The following is a 15992-nucleotide window of genomic DNA, read 5'->3' on the forward strand; positions in this document are numbered from 1 at the left end:
GCTCACTCGGCCGGCGGGACGAACGTCGTGAACACGTTCGTGTAGCTGCGATTCGGCTCGCGGGTCGAAAAAAACGAGGGGCAGTACCAGAGCCCGCCGCCAGCGTCCACGAGCGGCGCATTGCAGCGCTTGTTGGCGAAGTTCTGATCGGGCGAGCCCAGGATCGCCCCGGTCAGCACGATGCGGTGGTTGCAGTTCGTGTCATTCTCGGCGCAGCAGTAGTTGCCCTGCGTCGCGAAGCACGCCCGACCGCTGTCCACCGGGTCCGCGGTGTCGGGGCCGGCGACGTACGCGGTGGGATTCGTGGCGAACAGGTTCCCGTAGAACCCGCCCTCGCGGATCGAGAGAAGCGGATCGCTGCAGGGCGTGTTGAAGGGCGCACCGCCCGGGCCGACGATGCAAAGCGCGAGCTCCTGGTTGTTCCCATTGAGGAGCGAAAGGAGGCATGAGCTCATGCGCTCGCGTTTGTCCTCGCCGGTCAGCCGATTCGTCTTCCAGCTCGGGTAGAGGTCCCATTGCCCCGGGAACGTCTGCGTGCCGTCGTTCGTCGTGATCGTGAAGCTCGTCGAAACCGAGCACTTCGCGATTCCCTTCATCATCGGGGCGCGGTTCGTCCCGTCCGCGGCCATCCACGACTCCCATTCCGGCTTCAATGTACAGCCCGTCGCGGTCACCGTGCCATTCTTGCAAAGCGGGAGCGGGTCCGGGTTCGTGGTCGACGTGATGCCATAGGTGTCGGTCACGCTGCGCTTGAGAGGATCACTGTCGATGGCGAAGGGCGGGAGGTTGTTGCCGCCGGTCGGGCCGGTCGCCTGCTCGGCCTCTGCCACCTCCCCCTCGAAATCCTCGACGTCGACGGGCTCACCACCGCAGGCCGGAAGAACCAGCGCGGACGCGAGGAGCGCGCCTGCAAACCCGAACCGCGAAACCAGAAGCGTGAGCTGCGTCGTCATGATCATCGTCCTCCGCCAAGTCCTCGGCAGCTGGACTATCCACGTTCTGTGCCATGACATGGAACATCGCGGAAAAAGCGCGGACACCGCGACTTTCCCTCGCGCCGCGTGCCCCCTGGAGGGCCTGGCCTCCAGGCTTGGCGGAGCGAACCGCCATCGCTTGGAGGCACGAGCCTCCATGCCTGGAGGCCCGACCCTCCATCCCCTGGAGGCCCGAGCCTCCAGGACGCATGCCTCGACCCGCCACCCCGGAGCGAGCGCCGCGTGGTAACGTGCCAGCATGTCGACGGATGGCACCCTGCTCCTCCGCCCCAACGCGAAAGAGCTGCGGCTCGAAGGTTTTTCGCTCACCGTGATCGAGGGCCCGGACTCGGGGGCCACCCTGCGCGCCCAGAAGAGCGAGGTCTCCGTGGGCACCGCCCAGGGCAATGACCTCGTGCTCTCCGACCCGACGGTCTCCCGCCACCATATCAGCATCACCGCCACGCCCGAGGGCTTTTTCCTGCGGGATTTCGATTCCTCGAACGGCACGTGGATCGGCAGCACCCGCATCCTCACGGGGTATATCGACGACGGCGCGCGCGTCCGCGTCGGGCGCACGACGTTACGCGTCGACCTGCTCGACGAGGACATCTGCGAGGCCCTGAGCCCCGAGGATCGATTCGGCTCCGTCCTCGGCGCGAGCGACGCCATGCGCCGCATCTTCGCCGCCCTGCCCCGCATCGCCCCGTCCGAGACCACCGTCCTGCTCGAAGGCGAGACCGGCACCGGCAAGGGCGTGCTCGCCGCGGCGATCCACGAGGCGAGCGCGCGTTCCCGCGCCCCGTTCGTGGTGCTCGACTGCACGGCCATCGCGCCGACGCTCATCGAGAGCGAGCTCTTCGGCCACGTGAAGGGCTCCTTCACGGGCGCGAGCGCCGATCGCCCCGGCGCCTTCGAGCAGGCCGCGGGCGGCACCATCTTCATCGACGAGATCGGCGAGCTGCCGCTCGACATGCAGCCGAAGCTCCTGCGCGCCCTCGAGGAGAAGACCGTCAAGCGCGTGGGCGGCAATCAGCGCATCAGGCTCGACGCGCGTGTCATCGCCGCGACAAACCGCGACCTCCGGACCGAGGTCAACCGCGGCACGTTCCGCGCGGACCTCTACTATCGCCTCAACGTCGTGCGCATTCACATCCCGCCCTTGCGCGAGCGCACGGGCGACGTCGAGCGGCTCGCGCGCCATTTTTATGCCGAGCTCGCGCCGCAGCGGACCATGCCTGCCGATTTGCTCGAATCCTTCTGCCGGCAGGCGTGGCCGGGCAACGTGCGCGAGCTCAGGGCCGCGGTCGAGCGCGCGGTCCTGCTCGACGATCCGGCGCTCCTCGCGCTCGGGAGCGGACCGTCCGAGGGCGGCGCGGGCCCCGTCACCGGGGACGAATTCGACCTGCGCGTGCCTTATCGCATGGCCAAGCAGAGGGCCGCGGACCGCTGGGAGGAGCGCTACGTGCGCGAATTGGTTGCGCGCGCCAAGGGCAACGTCTCGGAGGCGTCACGGCTCGCGCGCATGGACCGGAGCCATTTGCGGACGCTCATCCGGAAGTACGACGTTCGTAGCGGGGACGAGGCTGACAGCGGCGAGGGGTGAGGCCGAGGGCCCAGCGCGGGACACGCGCCGGGCCTCCATCAAAGGCGGGGAATCGAACCTCAGTCGTCCTGGAGCAGGTTCGACTCGTCCTCGCCGATCTGGTAGATGCCGAACCGCCCGCCCGCGGCCAGGATCTGGCCGTTATGGACGACGGGCCGGCTGTTCCAGTAATAGATCGGGAAGAACGCCTGCGCCTTGATCGCCGTGGGGTCGTTCGCATCGACCACCAGCGTGCCGCCGGCGACGTACAAGTACCAGCGGTGTTCGTCGACGCCGATGAGCGACATGCTGTTGTCGAGCGTCAAGTTCGCCAGGAGGTTGAACCCGGGCTGGTTGCCGTTCTGGGGATCCAGGACCGCGACGGAGGCCGTGCCATAGGTCCAGGTCGAGCGGGAGCTGACGACGGGCTGCTCGTGGCTGTCGACCAGCATCATGGTGACGTACCTGCCCTCGAGCTTCCTGTACTTCTCGAGCTTCGCGCCGTTGCCCGTGAGCTTGACCCGGCCGACGCCCTCCTCGTGCCAGCTACCGCCCCATTGGCGATCGCGGATGAAGAGCCGGTTGTCGTAGGCGTCGACGGGTTGGCCGGGGATGTTGGTGCTCGACACGAGGACGGGCGCCGACGGGTTCGTCAGGTCATAACGCTTGAGAAAGTTCTTCGTGTACGGGCGGTTGTCCCCCGGTGCCGTCGCGGCGTTCTTGACCGTGACGAGGAGCTCGTTGCCATTCGTGCGTGCGTCCGCGTACCGATCCGGCGACGCGAACGTGATCGGGTTCGGGACGACCTTCGGATTCGTCGGATCCGACAGATCGACGATCTTGAACGAGGCGTACGTCGGGTAACGCCACCCTTCGCCCTCGTACTCGTACCAGTATGCATTCGGCTCGAGCGTGCTCCAGGGGATGGGCACGCAGGTGGTCTCGGCGCCGACGTGAATCGTGCATTCGGCGAACCCACCGGCGCAGTACTCCTGCTGGCCGTCGGGCGTCTGGCAGGCGCGCTGACCCGTGATGTACTTGCAGCCATCCGAGGTGCTGTCGCACCACGTATTGACCCCGAGAAGCGACGCGCTGCGCCCCTGGTAGAGGCCGAGGTACTCGTAGCCGTAGTTGTTCTGCTGATAGATGAGCGCGTTGTCGGTCAAGTGAAGGTTGGTGTTGTAGTAGTTCGTCGGCGTCAGCTCATTCGTGACGAGCGTGCCCTTCTCTTGCGGATGCACAGGGTCGGTCAGGTCGAAGATCTTGATCGTCGTCTCGTAGTTCGGCCACAGCCACCGCGTCTTCGAGCTGACCAGGTAGTTCCCGACCTTGTAATAGCCCGTGGAGAGGGGGAGCTCGAAGGTCGCGACCGGCTCGGCGAGGTCCGCGTGCTCGTCGTTCGGAATGATCTCCGCCCGCGCGTTCGCCGTGTTGTTGTACCAGTAGTGATACCCCTCGGGGTGCCGGATGCGCACACGGTAATCCCCCCACGGGAGGATCTTCGCGTAATCGGGCGCGAGGTCCATCTGCGAGATCTTCTCGGGGTCGTCGACGTTCGTCTGGTCGTGGAACGAGAGCACCGTCTCGGAGATGACCGCACTGTTGTTCGTCCCGTCCAGGAGGGTCGAGCGGCGCACGCTGTCCACGTGATCCAGCGTCCCGCGGCGCGTGACCGTGGTATTCGAGAACGTGAAGAGCTGCACCGCCGAGCGGTAGGTGTACGTGTTGTTCTCGTACTTGTAGCCCGTGAAGGGCAGCATGATGAGGCCCGTCTCGACCTCACCCGTGTCCGCCTGCACGTTCACCGCGTTCTCGAGGATCTTGAATGCGCGGTGATCCCACTGGGCCTCGGAGTAGTTCCAGGTGCCGCTGCTCGCGTCGGTCTCGGCGCGGTCGAGCAGCGGGTTCGGGTTCTGGAGGTTCGTGATGTCGTAGAGGCTCGCCGCCATCTTGCGGCCATTCTGATCGTTCACGCCGATGCCGATGAGCCGCGTGCCACCCGCCAGCGGCCGGAGGTAATCGTTCCAGCCCGAGACGATGAACTCGCTCTCCTCGGTGACGTTGCCATTCGGATCGATCGAGAAACTGTGGAACGGATCCGTTTGCCGGTACGTGACCGCGAATGCCTTATCGTTCATGAACACGGCGCCGTAGAGCCGCTCGTTCACGCCGAACGCCTCGTTCGCGACGGGGATGGGGTTGTCCTTGTTCGTCGCGTTCCATGTCTGCAGATAACTCTGCTCGTTCCAACCGCCCCACAGCGGACCCGAGAAGACCCGGAGCTGGTCGTTGCGGAAGTCCATGTGGAACTGCGTGCGGACGTAGCCGCTCGAGGCGACCGTGCCGCGCAGCGCCATCGAGCCGTTGATGTCCGAGATGTCGACGATCGAGACATTGCTCGTCGGCGGCCAGTTCGAGAGGCGACGCGCCACGAGGAGTACGTTTCCTTCGCCCTGGATCGCGGTCACGTCGCCGCCGAGCAGGAGCTCGGTCTTCGGCGTCATGCTCGTACTCATGACGTCGAAACTCTTGACCACGCTCTCGTTTCTGTACTCCCAGTAGCCGTTCTCGTTGACCCAGCCGTTCTTCACGGCGGCGATGTAGAGCGAGTCCTTTGACGAGCCGTTCGCGTAGCGGCTCGTCGTGATCCTACCGGGCACGTTGTACTCGGAGATCAGCGTCGGGGCCGTGGGATCACTGATGTCGACGAGGGCCACGAGCCCGCCCGCGCGCTCGCGTGCTGCGAGCTTGCCGGGATCGGCCTTGTATCCGTACCACTCGTTCATCAGCACCACCGCGCGGTTCCCGTCGACGTACATCTCGACGGGCGTGCCGGAGACGGGCAACTTGCCGATGATCTGCGGGTTCGTGATGTCGCTGTAGTCGACGACCTGAAGGCCGCGGTAGCGGTTCAGGTTGAGCAGGCGACCGCCGCCCATCACGCGGTAGATATCGCCCTCTTCGAGCTCGCGATCGTCCTCTTCTTCTTCCTCCTCTTCTTCCTCCTCTTCTTCCTCTTCCTCTTCGCCCCAGTAAATTTCGGGGAAATCATCCGCCGTCAGGAACGACGGCGCCTGCTTGATCGGCGCCCCGTCCTCGGCGGTCTTCTCCTCCTCGCCCGGGCTCCCACTCCCCGCGCACCCCGGCCCCACGAGCAACAGCAACGCGCCAAGCCACGCCGTGCTCGTCACAATTCTTCTGCGCAAAAAAGCCATCGTATTGCCCTCTTTCTTCCTTCACATAAAATGAAGGAATACTATTTCCTATCATAGTCTCCCGGCGACGCCGGAGAAGGTAAAAATGGGCAATTCCGCACCGTCGGTGTCTTGACCATCTCACCGTTCACGACGCGCCGAAGTGTCCTCACCAACATCGCCATGAGGCATTTCCTGACGCGGCGCGGCCCAGGCGCGGGACGGTCGAAATCTCTTGAGCCCGGGACACGCCTGTGCCTTCGCGCGGCGGCTCGTGGCAAAATGCGGTGGACGCATGGAAGCGAGCTCGTATCCCGCGAAATGCCTCCTCGCTGTCGTCCTGGTCGCGGCGGCGTGTGACCGAACCACACCCCCGCCACCTCCGTCCGCGCCGTCTCCGCCTGCCGCTGCAACGAGCGCCATGAGCGCCCCGACGGCGCCGCCGGAAGCCTCCGCGGCTCCACGCGTATGTCCCCCGCGGACGGGTCCGATCAAGCTCGTCTGGTCGGACGCCTCGTATCACCTGGTCTTCGACGACGCGGCGCTTCCGTGCCTCTCGGACGCCGAGCGCGCCGCGGTCGGTTTGCCCGAGCGAACCATCTCAGAAGTGGTGGGCGTCGATGAAATCGTGCGGGGCCAAGATCTGGTAGCCGTTCAGGCTGCACCCGTTGTTCGTCCCCGAGGCCGTGTACGATTCCGGCGCGTTCGCGAGATCGGCGTGCCCGAGCCCCGGGACGCCGCCGGATCCATCGTATCCGCAGGCGCCTGCGCCGTTCAGGCCCGCGATCTTGTCGCAGAGGTTCTTCGGCGCGATGAAGTAATGCAGGTGGGAGTTCGAGCCCTGGTCGAGGACGGTGCCGATCTGATCCCCACGCTGGACGGTTTGTCCGGGGGATACCGTGCGCGTGGCGAGATGCCCATAGAAGGAGCACACGCTCGTTCCGTCCGGCATCGGGTGCTGCACGAGGATCACGTTCACGTACGAGCTCCCGTTCGGCGCGGAGACCAGCACGACCCCGTCCGCCACCGAATAGACGGGCGCGTTCGCGGCGCCGGCCTTGCCGATGTCCTCGGCGAGATGCGCGCCGCCGTAGACGTCCCAGTAATGCCCGAGGACCTGCCAGACCTGCCATCCGGCGCCGCCCGCGGGGCTCGTGCTCTTGTCGCCCACGGGGTATCCGAAGGCTCCGCCGCTCGGCGGCTGCGAGTTCGGGATTCCGGGGCCGCAACACCCGGCCTTGCAATCCCACGTGATGACGCCCGAGCCCTTGCAAGCGCCGTTGTTCCCGTCGTCGCAACTCGCGCTCGAATTGTAGAGCCCCGCGAGCACGCCGCACGACGGGCTGCAGCAGCGCACGCAATCCTTCGTCGGCGTGCCCGTGCCCGCGCACCAGTTCTTGGTGCCGTCGTCGCAGGTGTACGTGCCGCCGGGCCACCCATGGGCTGCTGCCAGATCGGCGCAGCTCGCTTGCCCCCCGCCGCCGCTGCCGCTCGATCCCGGATTCGAGCTGCCCTCGATGAGCGCCTCGACCTGGCATTGCGCCACGGGGTTGCCCGGATTGCCATCGTTTTCCCCCTCGACGAACGTGAACGTCAAGACTCCGGGATCATACCCGTACACGGTGTACGTCCACGTATACGGCCCGGAGCCCACCACGCCGCCCCATTGCGAGGCGGGCGCCCCCGGCCCGGTCACCTTCATGTTGACGTAGGCATAGGGAGTTTGATTCGTGTACGAAACCGTGAGGATCGGCGAGGTGATGGGATTGCTGTCGAACGCGAATCCCGGGTCACACGGCAGCATCGGCAAGCTCCCGCCGCTCCCCGAGCCAGGCCCCACGCTCGTCGACGGCGTCATTCCGCCCATGCCGCCGCTGCCGCCCATCCCCGCGCCGCCCGTACCGGGCCCGGTCACGCCTCCGCTGCCCCCTTCCCCGCCGCTGCCCGAGGGCGAAGACGAGCCCGGCGAGGAGCACGCGAGAGGAATCCATGCCAGCAGAAAAAAACCCGAGCGAAAGGTTCGTGACGCGAAGGGCATGACGAGGACGAGACTATCGAAGGAAAGGAGGCGATGGAAGCCCTTTCACTCCCTCACGCAGCGATGAGACGCCCGAAGATCTCGCCATACTGGATGAGGTGCCGGACCCCGAGAAATCGCTCCCGCACGCGCTCGCGCGCCGCGGCGCCGATCCGCTCCGCGAATGCGCGATCCACAAGGACCCGGTGCAGTTCGCCCGCGAACGTGTCGAGATCGTTCGGATCTCGCAAAAGGACGCCGCTCACCCCATCTTCGATCTGATCCTGAATGCCGCCGACCGCGCTGGCGATGACGGGGCGCGCCTTCCACATGGCCTCCGTCACCGTCAGGCCAAAGCCTTCGTGCAGGCTCTTCTGCACGACGATCGCCGCATGGCGCTGCAGCGCATTGACGATCACCGCATTCTCCTCGACGTCCGCGGTGGGCAGCATCGCGAGGTGGACATGCGCGCGGATGGCCGGCGGCTGTTCGAGAAAAGCGCGGTAAACCGCCTCGAAAACCGCGGGGCCCTCCGGATCGTCGGCCACCGCGCGCACGTTCGGGCCCGCGAGCACGAGGTCGACCTCGGGTGCGGCGTGGTTGTGGACCATCGTCGAAAAACCACGAAGCACGCCGATCATGTCCTTCAGCGGATCCCAGCGGGACACCTGGACGACGAGCGGCGTCTCCCAGGCAGACGCGCGCCCGAGCCGAATGATGTCGGCCGAGCGCTCCACGCGCCCGGGCGTGTCGTCGCTGCGCACGAAGGCATAACGAGGCGACGGCGGCGGAGGCCCTTCGAGGATGCCCACGTGGACCAGGATCGAGCGGACGGTGTGCTCGTCGAGATCGATGTTTTTCGCCGAGAAAGCGTCGATGCTCGGCTGGATGATCGACGCGCGTCCATCACGATACCGCGCCGGGACATACGTCTCGCGAGAAAAGATCATGGTCCGCACGCCATCGAGATAACGCGCCAAGAAGTGCCAGCCGCGCTCGACGTCTTCATTCGTTTCGTCCGCGCCGATGTGGCACCGCCACAAAACGCGCGCGCCCGCCGCGAGGAGCGTCGGGGCGAGGCCGGCGGGTTGGGGATCGTGGAGCAGCACCACGTCGCCGGGGCGGACGAGCTCGCGGAGCTCGACCGCATTGCGGCAGAGGTTCGACGCATACACCTCGTGCGCGGCCTCGTCGAGGGGAGAGCCGTCGCCGCGCTCTCCATGGAGAGCGTGATGCAATCGCTTCGTGATTCGAAAAAAATCGGGCGAGCCGCCGATGGTCAACCAGCGCACGTCGAGCCCCGCGCCCCGCGCGTACCCGAGGAGCGAATGCAGCATTTCCGCGACGCCGCCGCCCACGGCGGTCGAGTTGACATTCCAGATGACGCCGCCGGCCAGCTGCTCGGAGAGCCCCCGCGCGAGGGTTCGCGCCTCGTCGACCGCAGCCTGTCCCAAGAGGGGCACGAAACGCTCGAGCGAGCGGATCTGCGCGTGGACTTCCTGCACGAGGCGCATTCGCCGGGCTTCTAAGGCCGACGGGCCGTCGCGGGGATCGCTTGCCAGGTCGAATGCGACGAAAATGCCGAGCAGGCGCAGCGATGCGCGGGAAAACGGGCTCAGCCGGACAGGCGAACGATTTTCTCCACCGCCTCCTCGTCGTGCCCCCCGAGCGCGACCACGTCGGGCGCCTCGGGCGGTTCGTACGGGAGATCGAAGCCGGGCAGCCCCGAAACCTTGCCCTCGCGCGCCGCGGCATAAAGCCCCTTGGCGTCACGCTCCGCGCAGCGCTCGGCCGGTGCGCGGACGTAGACCTCGAAGAAGCGGGGCGCAACGGCGCGCGCTTTTTCACGAAAGACGCGGAGGTGCGCCGTCGCCGGCACGAGCACCACGTGGCCTTGCTGCGCCAGCATCGCCGCCAGGTTCCCGAGCGTCTCGTAGAAATGGGCTCGCGCCTCCTCGCCATACCCCGGCGGCGGCCGTATCGCCGCGCGCACCGCGTCCCCGTCGAGCAGAATGCTCGGCCGGTTTTCCGCCACGAACCGCCGAAACGCGCGTTCCGCCAGCGTCGATTTCCCCGCCGAGGGGAGCCCCGTGATCCACACGACCGCGCCGCTCACGAGAAAAGCCCCTCCGCCTCGTCGGGATCGAACCACGGCGCGTCGAGGACCCGCTCGACGAACCCGAGGAGCGCGTCCCGCGTGCTCGCGTGGATCGACGGATACCAGCGCGGATTGCAGAGCACGAGCGCTCGCCACGCGAGGAAAGGCGCGGCCACGGAGAAGAGCTCTCGATCCCCCGTCACGTCGAGGTAGGTCCGGAAAAACGTCCGCCAGAGCGTCCGGAACGCGCCATGCCAGGAGCCCGGGGCCTCGAGTGCGAAGAACAGATAATTGATCGACAAACAGGTGACGTCGTCCGCGGGATCGCCGGCCGAGCCCCGGCTCGTGTCGAGGAGCCGAGGTTCGCCCGCGCGGTCGAAGATCACGTTGAACGGGTGGAAATCGCCGTGCGTGCGGCGCAGGCGCTCGCCGCGACCCTTGAGCTTCCACCGCCACGAGAGGCACCGCGTTTCGATCCCGAGGAGCCGCTCGGGCGGCGCCATCGGCACGCCGTCCGGATAGCCGTCGACGAGCCCGAAAATGCCCTCGCCGTGCCCGAGGAGGTCCCGGATCGCGCGCCGGTACGTCGCGGGTCCGTCCTGACGAACCGCGTGCACCTCCGCGCAGAGCCGCGCGAGCGCCTCGCAACGCGCGACGTCCCGATCCGTGAGGACGCGCTCGCGGGCGATCCGCCGAAGATCATCCGCATAGACGTGGCCCTCGACGTATTCGGTGACGAGGTAAAACTCGCCGCTCCGGCGCAACGACGCGAGGCGGCCGTCGTCGAGGACCGCGCCGACGTCGAGCGCGCGCACGTGTCGCGGGATCTTTGGGAACGTATCGAAGGCGAGCAGCATGTTCGCGGCTCGGTCCGCGCGCCGGTCGTGCCCGAATTCGTCCGGACCGGCCGTGTGCAGGCAGAGGTCGCTCTCCGCGCCGTCGGGCCGGCGCACCCGGATTCGCAAGGGCACGCCATATCCGATGGCCTTGCCCGTCGCGCCGCCGTCGTCGTCCTCGTCGGGGCCGAGGCGAGAGACCCGCAAGACGGCCGCGCCCGGCATCACACCGGCGACGAGCTCGCTGATCTCGTCCTCGATCTCGGGCGGCCTTTCTCTCGTCATCACGTCACCTCCGAAATGCGCTGGATGCGCAGCGGACGCCGTCATCCTTTCCCGTCGAGCGCGTCCGCGAGGGCCCGCAGTGCGTCGGTCGTCGTGAAGACACCCATGACGTGTCCCTCCCTCATCACGACGGCGGCGCCGTAGCGGTGCTCTGCCATCTCGCGCGCCACACCCGCGAGCGGGGCGTCCGGCGCGACCGTGAACGGCAGCGGCGTCATGGCCTCCTCGACGCGGAGCTTTTGCGGATCCACGTCGCGGAGCGCCTCGACGAACGCGAGATCCCGCTCGGAGAGCATTCCGACGAGCTTCCCGCCCCGGAGGACGGGCAGGTGCCGGATGTGATGCTCGCGCATGAGCTTGTGCGCCTGCACGAGCGTCTGATCGAAGCCGATCGCGTGGGGGCTCCGGGTCATGTAGTCCGAGGCGGTGGGGTTCTTCGTGTTCATGGGGTCCTCGGCGGCGAAGCGCTAGCAAGACCGTGACCAGACGCGTTCGCGCGGCTCCTCGCGAAAGGACGCGGCCGACCAGGCGCGAAAAATGCGCCGCCGCGCAGTCGGTGCGCCTCGCGGTCCTCCTCGGTTCGGACCTCCCGCCTCGCTTGTCGAGCCCGGGCGTGCCGGGCACAATGGCAATCGAGAGCCCATGAAAGCACCGGAAGATCGACTGGAGGACCTGGACGGCGCGCTCCGGCGCGCGCTCGCGACGCTCGCCACGCATCCGTGGAAAAACCGCGTGGACGACGTCGCCCGCGCCGTCGCCGCGACCGATGTCGGGCTGCGCGTCATCATCGCCGCGCAGCTCACGGCGAACCTGTGGCATTCACGCCAGTACGACGAGGACGAGGCGTATCGAGAGGTTCAGGATACCTACGAAGGCGCGGTGTCCTCTGCGGCGAGCGTGGCGCGGGAGCTACTCGCGTACGAGGAGGTCGAGGGGTACATGCTCGCCCATCCCGCGAGCCGGGAGGTGCAGGAGCTGCTCTCGTACAAGGAGGCGACGGATCGAATGCGCGCGAGCGTGATGAGGCAATGCCGCACCACGCGGTGATCGGCTCGGCGTCAGCCCTCGGCCCGATCGTTGCAATGGGTCCGCGGGACGGCGAGGATATCTCCAGACCGCTCCCGTGTGGTATCACGCAATACCACCCGTATGCAGTGAGCGCACGTACATCGTCTCGGCGTTCATCGGGCGCGAACGCTGCCCGGGACCCCTCAGCGCACGCACATGACCCGACGTTCCCCATTCATATGTACAGCACGAGCGGCCTCTCCGCACCCCGATTGACGGAGGATTGAAGCAGCGCCCGGATTGGCGGTATCATCGCCCCGGGGGAGGGCTCGTGCAAGCGCGTCGCTTCTGCGGCGCACGGGCCGAGGGAGAAATACCATGGAAGAGCAAGCACTGAACGCCGAGGCGCTTCGTTCCGAGGTGGCGGCGCTGCGGGCGCGTCTGCATGAGGCCGAGATGCGCGGCAGCATGCTCCGGGACCTCATCGACTGCGTGCCCGGGGCGGTCTGGGAAAGCTGGTTCGTCGAGGATCCGAGCCGCGGGCGCGTCGGTTATGTGAGCCGGCAGATCCGCGACATCACCGGCTACACACAGGAAGAGTGGCTCGCGCAGCCGAACCTCTGGTCCGACCTCGCGCACCCGGAGGACAGGGACTACGTGCGCGCCGGCAACCAGATCCTCGAACAAAACGGCCGCTCGGTCCTTCGATTCCGCTGGGTCCGCCGCGACGGCGGGGTCCTCTGGATCGAAGCCCAGACAGTGTGCGTGCGCGAGGACGACGGACGCATGGTGGGGCTGCGCGGGATCATCCTGGACGTCACGGCCGCCGTACGCGCGGACCAGGAGCGTGCCGACGCCCTCCTTCAACAGGAGGCGCTCCGCGCGAAAGAGGCGACGCTCCTCGAGCTCTCCACGCCGCTCATCCCCGTGAGTGAAACGGTGATGGTCATGCCGCTCGTCGGGGACATCGATCCGGCGCGCGCGCAGCGGGCGATCACCGTACTCCTCGACGGCATGGCGCGGAGCGGGGCGAGCGTGGCGATCCTCGATATCACGGGCGTCCCGCAGGTCGACGCCGAGGTCGCCGACGCGCTCGTGCGCGCCGCGCGTTCGGTCGCGCTGCTCGGGGCCGAGCCGATGCTCACGGGCATCCGTCCCGAGGTGGCGCAGACGCTCGTCTCGATGGGGATCGACCTCTCTGGAATCGGGACGCACAGCACCCTGCAAACGGGCATCGCCCGGGCGATGCGTCGTGCCCGCACGCGGTGAACAAAACGTTCCTTTACGGAAGCTCGGACGAACCTCGACGCGAAAACGCTCCTGTTGCGATCTCCGCTGGCGAGAGAAGCGAATATGTGCTGATGTACAGTGTTTCGAGGTGCATCATGGAAAAGCCGCATACGCTCGACAAGGTGCAGTGGGGGTTTCTCGTGGCGCATGCCTGGACGGAGGCATCGTTCCGCAAACAGCTCGAGCAGGATCCGGCAGGCGCGATCAAGCTCTTCGCAAAAGAGCAGTTTGGCCTGGAGATCGAGCACGACCTCGCGCTGCCGATGGACTTGCCACTGCCGCCGGCGGATCTCGACATTGAGGCGCTCACGCTGGGAATGGGGCCCGGGCCAGCGCCCGGGACGGCGACCGGCAGCGCGACGGGGACGGGGACCGCGACCGCGGGGGACATGCATACGAGCGTGAAGGGCAACTGAACCAAGGCGGCCGCCGACCGACCGCACATGCGCACGCGCCCACGTTTCAAGCATTCCTATCGCATCGAGATCCTCGAGGGCGAAGGCGTCTACCTCCTCTGGGAGGGCGGCAGCCACGTGCTCCACGGCCGAACCTATCAGGTGCTGGCTCCTCTCCTGAGCGGGACGCTCACCGAACAGGAGATCTGCGAGCGCCTGGAGCCGCACGCCTCGCCCGCCGAGGTTTTTTATGCCATCACCATGCTCCGCAAAGGCGGGTTCGTCACGAACGACGAGGCGGAGATGCCTCGCGCGGAGGCCGCCTTTTGGGAGGCGCTCGGCGTCACGCCCGCGCAGGCCCAGGAGCGCCTGCGCCGGGCACGCGCCGTCCTCGTCCCCATGGGTGACGTCGATACGAGCGCGCTCACCGAGGCCCTCGCCGAGCTCTCCCTGCAAACGGGCCCCGACGGGGATCTGCACATCGTCATCGTCGACGATTACCTGCGCCCCGAGCTCGACGCCTGGAATCGGGCCCAGCTCGAACGTGGAACGCCCTGGCTCCTCGCTCGACCGGCCGGCAGCGATGGATGGCTCGGGCCGCTTTTCATTCCGGGCAAGACGGGATGCTGGCGCTGCCTCGCGCATCGCCTCGAGGGGCATCGCCGGGTCGAGCGATATCTGGAGCGCCGCACGGCCAAACCCGTTCATCCGCCGGCCCTCGCCGCGCTCCCCTCCACGCGCCGCGCCTTCGCCTCGACAATGGCCACCGCCGTCGCGCGCTGGGCCGCTCTGGGCGGGATTCCGGCCCTCGAGGGGCGCGTCGTCACGCTCGACACGACCACATTCGAGAGCCGCACGCATATCCTCGTGCGGCGCCCGCAGTGCCCGGCGTGTGGGGATCGTAAAATTGTTTCGCTGGGACAAACATCCCCTGTCGTCCTCGAACCCACGCCCCGCGCGTTCTCGGCCGACGGCGGATTCCGGCAAGCGACGCCCGAGGACACCTACGAGCGGCTCGCGCATCACCTGAGCCCCGTGACGGGCATCGTGAGCCGCCTGCAATGCACCGTGCGCCCCGAGGACGACCCTCGGCTCGTCTTCTCGTATTCGACCGACCATAACTTCGCCCAGATGGCACATGACCTCTCGTCGCTCCGCAGCAGCCTGCGCAGCTATTCCGGGGGCAAAGGCCGGACAGACATCCAGGCGAAGACCGGCGCGATCTGCGAATCGATCGAGCGATACGCAGGCGTCTTCCAAGGCGACGAGGCGCGCGTCCGCGCGGAAAAGGCGGACCTCGGCGAGGAGGCCATCGACCCGGTCGTCTTGATGGGGTACAGCGCGCGTCAATATGCCGAGCGCGCGCGGTGGAATCGACACGGCGAGGTGTGCACGTGGGTCCCCGAGCCTTTCGATCCCGCGCAGGCGATCGAATGGAGCCCGGTATGGTCCTTGACTGAGAAGCGGCGGCGCTTCGTGCCCACGGGATACTGTTATTACTTCTATCCACTCCGCGAGAGCCGCCTGTTCACGCGGGCGGATTCGAATGGAAGCGCCGCTGGCAACACGCGCACCGAGGCCGTACTGCAGGGGTTTTTGGAGCTCGTGGAGCGCGACGCGGTCGCGCTCTGGTGGTACAACCGCCTGCGCGTGCCGGGGGTGGACCTCGGGAGCTTCGAGGAGCCTTATCTGCTCGACACCGCCCTGCACTGGCGCGCCCGAGGGCGCGAGCTCTGGGCCCTCGACCTGACGAGTGACCTCGGTATTCCCACGTTCGCGGCGATTTCACGACGGCTCGATGGGCCATTTCCAGCCATCATGTTTGGCTTCGGCGCGCACCTCGACGCGCGGCTGGCCTTGCTCCGTGCAGTCACCGAGCACAACCAGCTCATTCCGTTTGCCTTCACGGGCGACGCGGGCAAACCCTCGCCGGGCGGGCTCATCGTCGATTGGTTGCGACAGGCCACCCTGGACTCCGAGCCTTATTTGCAACCGAGCGCCGCTCCTCCTCGCACACCGCGTGATTTCGCGCTGCCCGTCGGCGAGGACCTCCGGGAGGCCGTGGAGTTTTGCGTGGAACGCGCCCGCGACCACGGGCTCGAAACCCTGGTGCTCGATCAAACCCGGCCCGACACAGGCCTCGTGGTGGTCAAAGTGATCGTGCCGGGGCTCCGCCATTTCTGGGCCCGCTTCGGCCCGGGCCGACTTTACGACGTGCCCGTCTCCATGGGCCGGCTCGAAGCGCCTCTGCCCGAGGAATCCATGAATCCCCACCCGATGTTCATCTAGTACGTGCCGCGGAGGTGACGT

Annotated in this window: 12 protein-coding genes; 5 read left to right on the forward strand and 7 right to left on the reverse strand. The window is 67.1% G+C overall.

The annotated features are described in order from the left end of the window. Positions 1-2: 2 nt before the first annotated feature. Entirely contained in the window at positions 3-953 is a 951-nt protein-coding gene (locus KEG57_RS14135) for a hypothetical protein (RefSeq protein ID WP_272420304.1), read from the reverse strand. 280 nt (positions 954-1233) lie between these two features. Here KEG57_RS14135 and KEG57_RS14140 point away from each other — a divergent pair, with 280 nt between their 5' ends. Next, positions 1234-2580 (forward strand): sigma 54-interacting transcriptional regulator, encoded by a 1347-nt coding sequence (locus KEG57_RS14140; protein WP_272420305.1) that lies wholly within the window; start codon positions 1234-1236, stop codon positions 2578-2580. A gap of 59 nt (positions 2581-2639) precedes the next feature. Here KEG57_RS14140 and KEG57_RS14145 read toward each other — a convergent pair whose 3' ends face one another. From KEG57_RS14145 to KEG57_RS14170, 6 genes are all read right to left on the reverse strand, one after another. Beyond that, the gene (locus KEG57_RS14145) at positions 2640-5765 is read right to left on the reverse strand and encodes a beta-propeller domain-containing protein (protein ID WP_272420306.1); all 3126 of its coding nucleotides are present in this window, start codon (positions 5763-5765) and stop codon (positions 2640-2642) included. 589 nt (positions 5766-6354) lie between these two features. After that, positions 6355-7668, reverse strand: coding sequence for a M23 family metallopeptidase (locus KEG57_RS14150; protein ID WP_272420307.1), 1314 nt, complete (start codon positions 7666-7668; stop codon positions 6355-6357). Positions 7669-7844: 176 nt separating this feature from the next. Further along, positions 7845-9284, reverse strand: a complete 1440-nt coding sequence (locus KEG57_RS14155; protein WP_272420308.1) for a glycosyltransferase — start codon at positions 9282-9284, stop codon at positions 7845-7847. Positions 9285-9385: 101 nt separating this feature from the next. After that, a complete protein-coding gene (locus KEG57_RS14160; RefSeq protein WP_272420309.1) occupies positions 9386-9886 on the reverse strand; it encodes an adenylyl-sulfate kinase in 501 nt (166 codons plus the stop codon). After that, complete coding sequence (locus tag KEG57_RS14165; protein WP_272420310.1) at positions 9883-10989, reverse strand: aminoglycoside phosphotransferase family protein; 1107 nt, start codon at positions 10987-10989, stop codon at positions 9883-9885. The genes KEG57_RS14160 and KEG57_RS14165 overlap by 4 nt, the downstream gene beginning before the upstream one ends. Before the next feature lie 41 nt (positions 10990-11030). Beyond that, positions 11031-11435 (reverse strand): CBS domain-containing protein, encoded by a 405-nt coding sequence (locus tag KEG57_RS14170; RefSeq protein ID WP_272420311.1) that lies wholly within the window; start codon positions 11433-11435, stop codon positions 11031-11033. Between the two features lie 196 nt (positions 11436-11631). Here KEG57_RS14170 and KEG57_RS14175 point away from each other — a divergent pair, with 196 nt between their 5' ends. The 4 genes from KEG57_RS14175 (at position 11632) to KEG57_RS14190 (ending at position 15971) form a co-directional block, all read left to right on the forward strand. Further along, positions 11632-12036: a hypothetical protein gene (locus KEG57_RS14175; protein ID WP_272420312.1), complete on the forward strand. Its 405-nt coding sequence runs from the start codon at positions 11632-11634 to the stop codon at positions 12034-12036. Positions 12037-12375: 339 nt separating this feature from the next. Then, positions 12376-13266, forward strand: a complete 891-nt coding sequence (locus tag KEG57_RS14180) for a PAS domain-containing protein (RefSeq protein WP_272420313.1) — start codon at positions 12376-12378, stop codon at positions 13264-13266. 116 nt (positions 13267-13382) lie between these two features. Continuing rightward, positions 13383-13703 (forward strand): hypothetical protein, encoded by a 321-nt coding sequence (locus tag KEG57_RS14185; RefSeq protein ID WP_272420314.1) that lies wholly within the window; start codon positions 13383-13385, stop codon positions 13701-13703. 27 nt (positions 13704-13730) lie between these two features. Next, the gene (locus KEG57_RS14190; RefSeq protein WP_272420315.1) at positions 13731-15971 is read left to right on the forward strand and encodes a TOMM precursor leader peptide-binding protein; all 2241 of its coding nucleotides are present in this window, start codon (positions 13731-13733) and stop codon (positions 15969-15971) included. The last annotated feature ends 21 nt before the right edge of the window (positions 15972-15992 follow it).

Source organism: Polyangium jinanense (assembly GCF_028435365.1).

Excerpts from the sequence above, each read along its gene's own strand:
- KEG57_RS14135 (WP_272420304.1), bottom strand. The coding sequence starts at position 953 with ATGACGACGCAGCTCACGCTTCTGGTTTCGCGGTTCGGGTTTGCAGGC.
- KEG57_RS14140 (WP_272420305.1), top strand. The coding sequence starts at position 1,234 with ATGTCGACGGATGGCACCCTGCTCCTCCGCCCCAACGCGAAAGAGCTG.
- KEG57_RS14155 (WP_272420308.1), bottom strand. The coding sequence starts at position 9,284 with ATGCGCCTCGTGCAGGAAGTCCACGCGCAGATCCGCTCGCTCGAGCGT.
- KEG57_RS14165 (WP_272420310.1), bottom strand. The coding sequence starts at position 10,989 with ATGACGAGAGAAAGGCCGCCCGAGATCGAGGACGAGATCAGCGAGCTC.
- KEG57_RS14170 (WP_272420311.1), bottom strand. The coding sequence starts at position 11,435 with ATGAACACGAAGAACCCCACCGCCTCGGACTACATGACCCGGAGCCCC.
- KEG57_RS14175 (WP_272420312.1), top strand. The coding sequence starts at position 11,632 with ATGAAAGCACCGGAAGATCGACTGGAGGACCTGGACGGCGCGCTCCGG.
- KEG57_RS14180 (WP_272420313.1), top strand. The coding sequence starts at position 12,376 with ATGGAAGAGCAAGCACTGAACGCCGAGGCGCTTCGTTCCGAGGTGGCG.
- KEG57_RS14185 (WP_272420314.1), top strand. The coding sequence starts at position 13,383 with ATGGAAAAGCCGCATACGCTCGACAAGGTGCAGTGGGGGTTTCTCGTG.
- KEG57_RS14190 (WP_272420315.1), top strand. The coding sequence starts at position 13,731 with ATGCGCACGCGCCCACGTTTCAAGCATTCCTATCGCATCGAGATCCTC.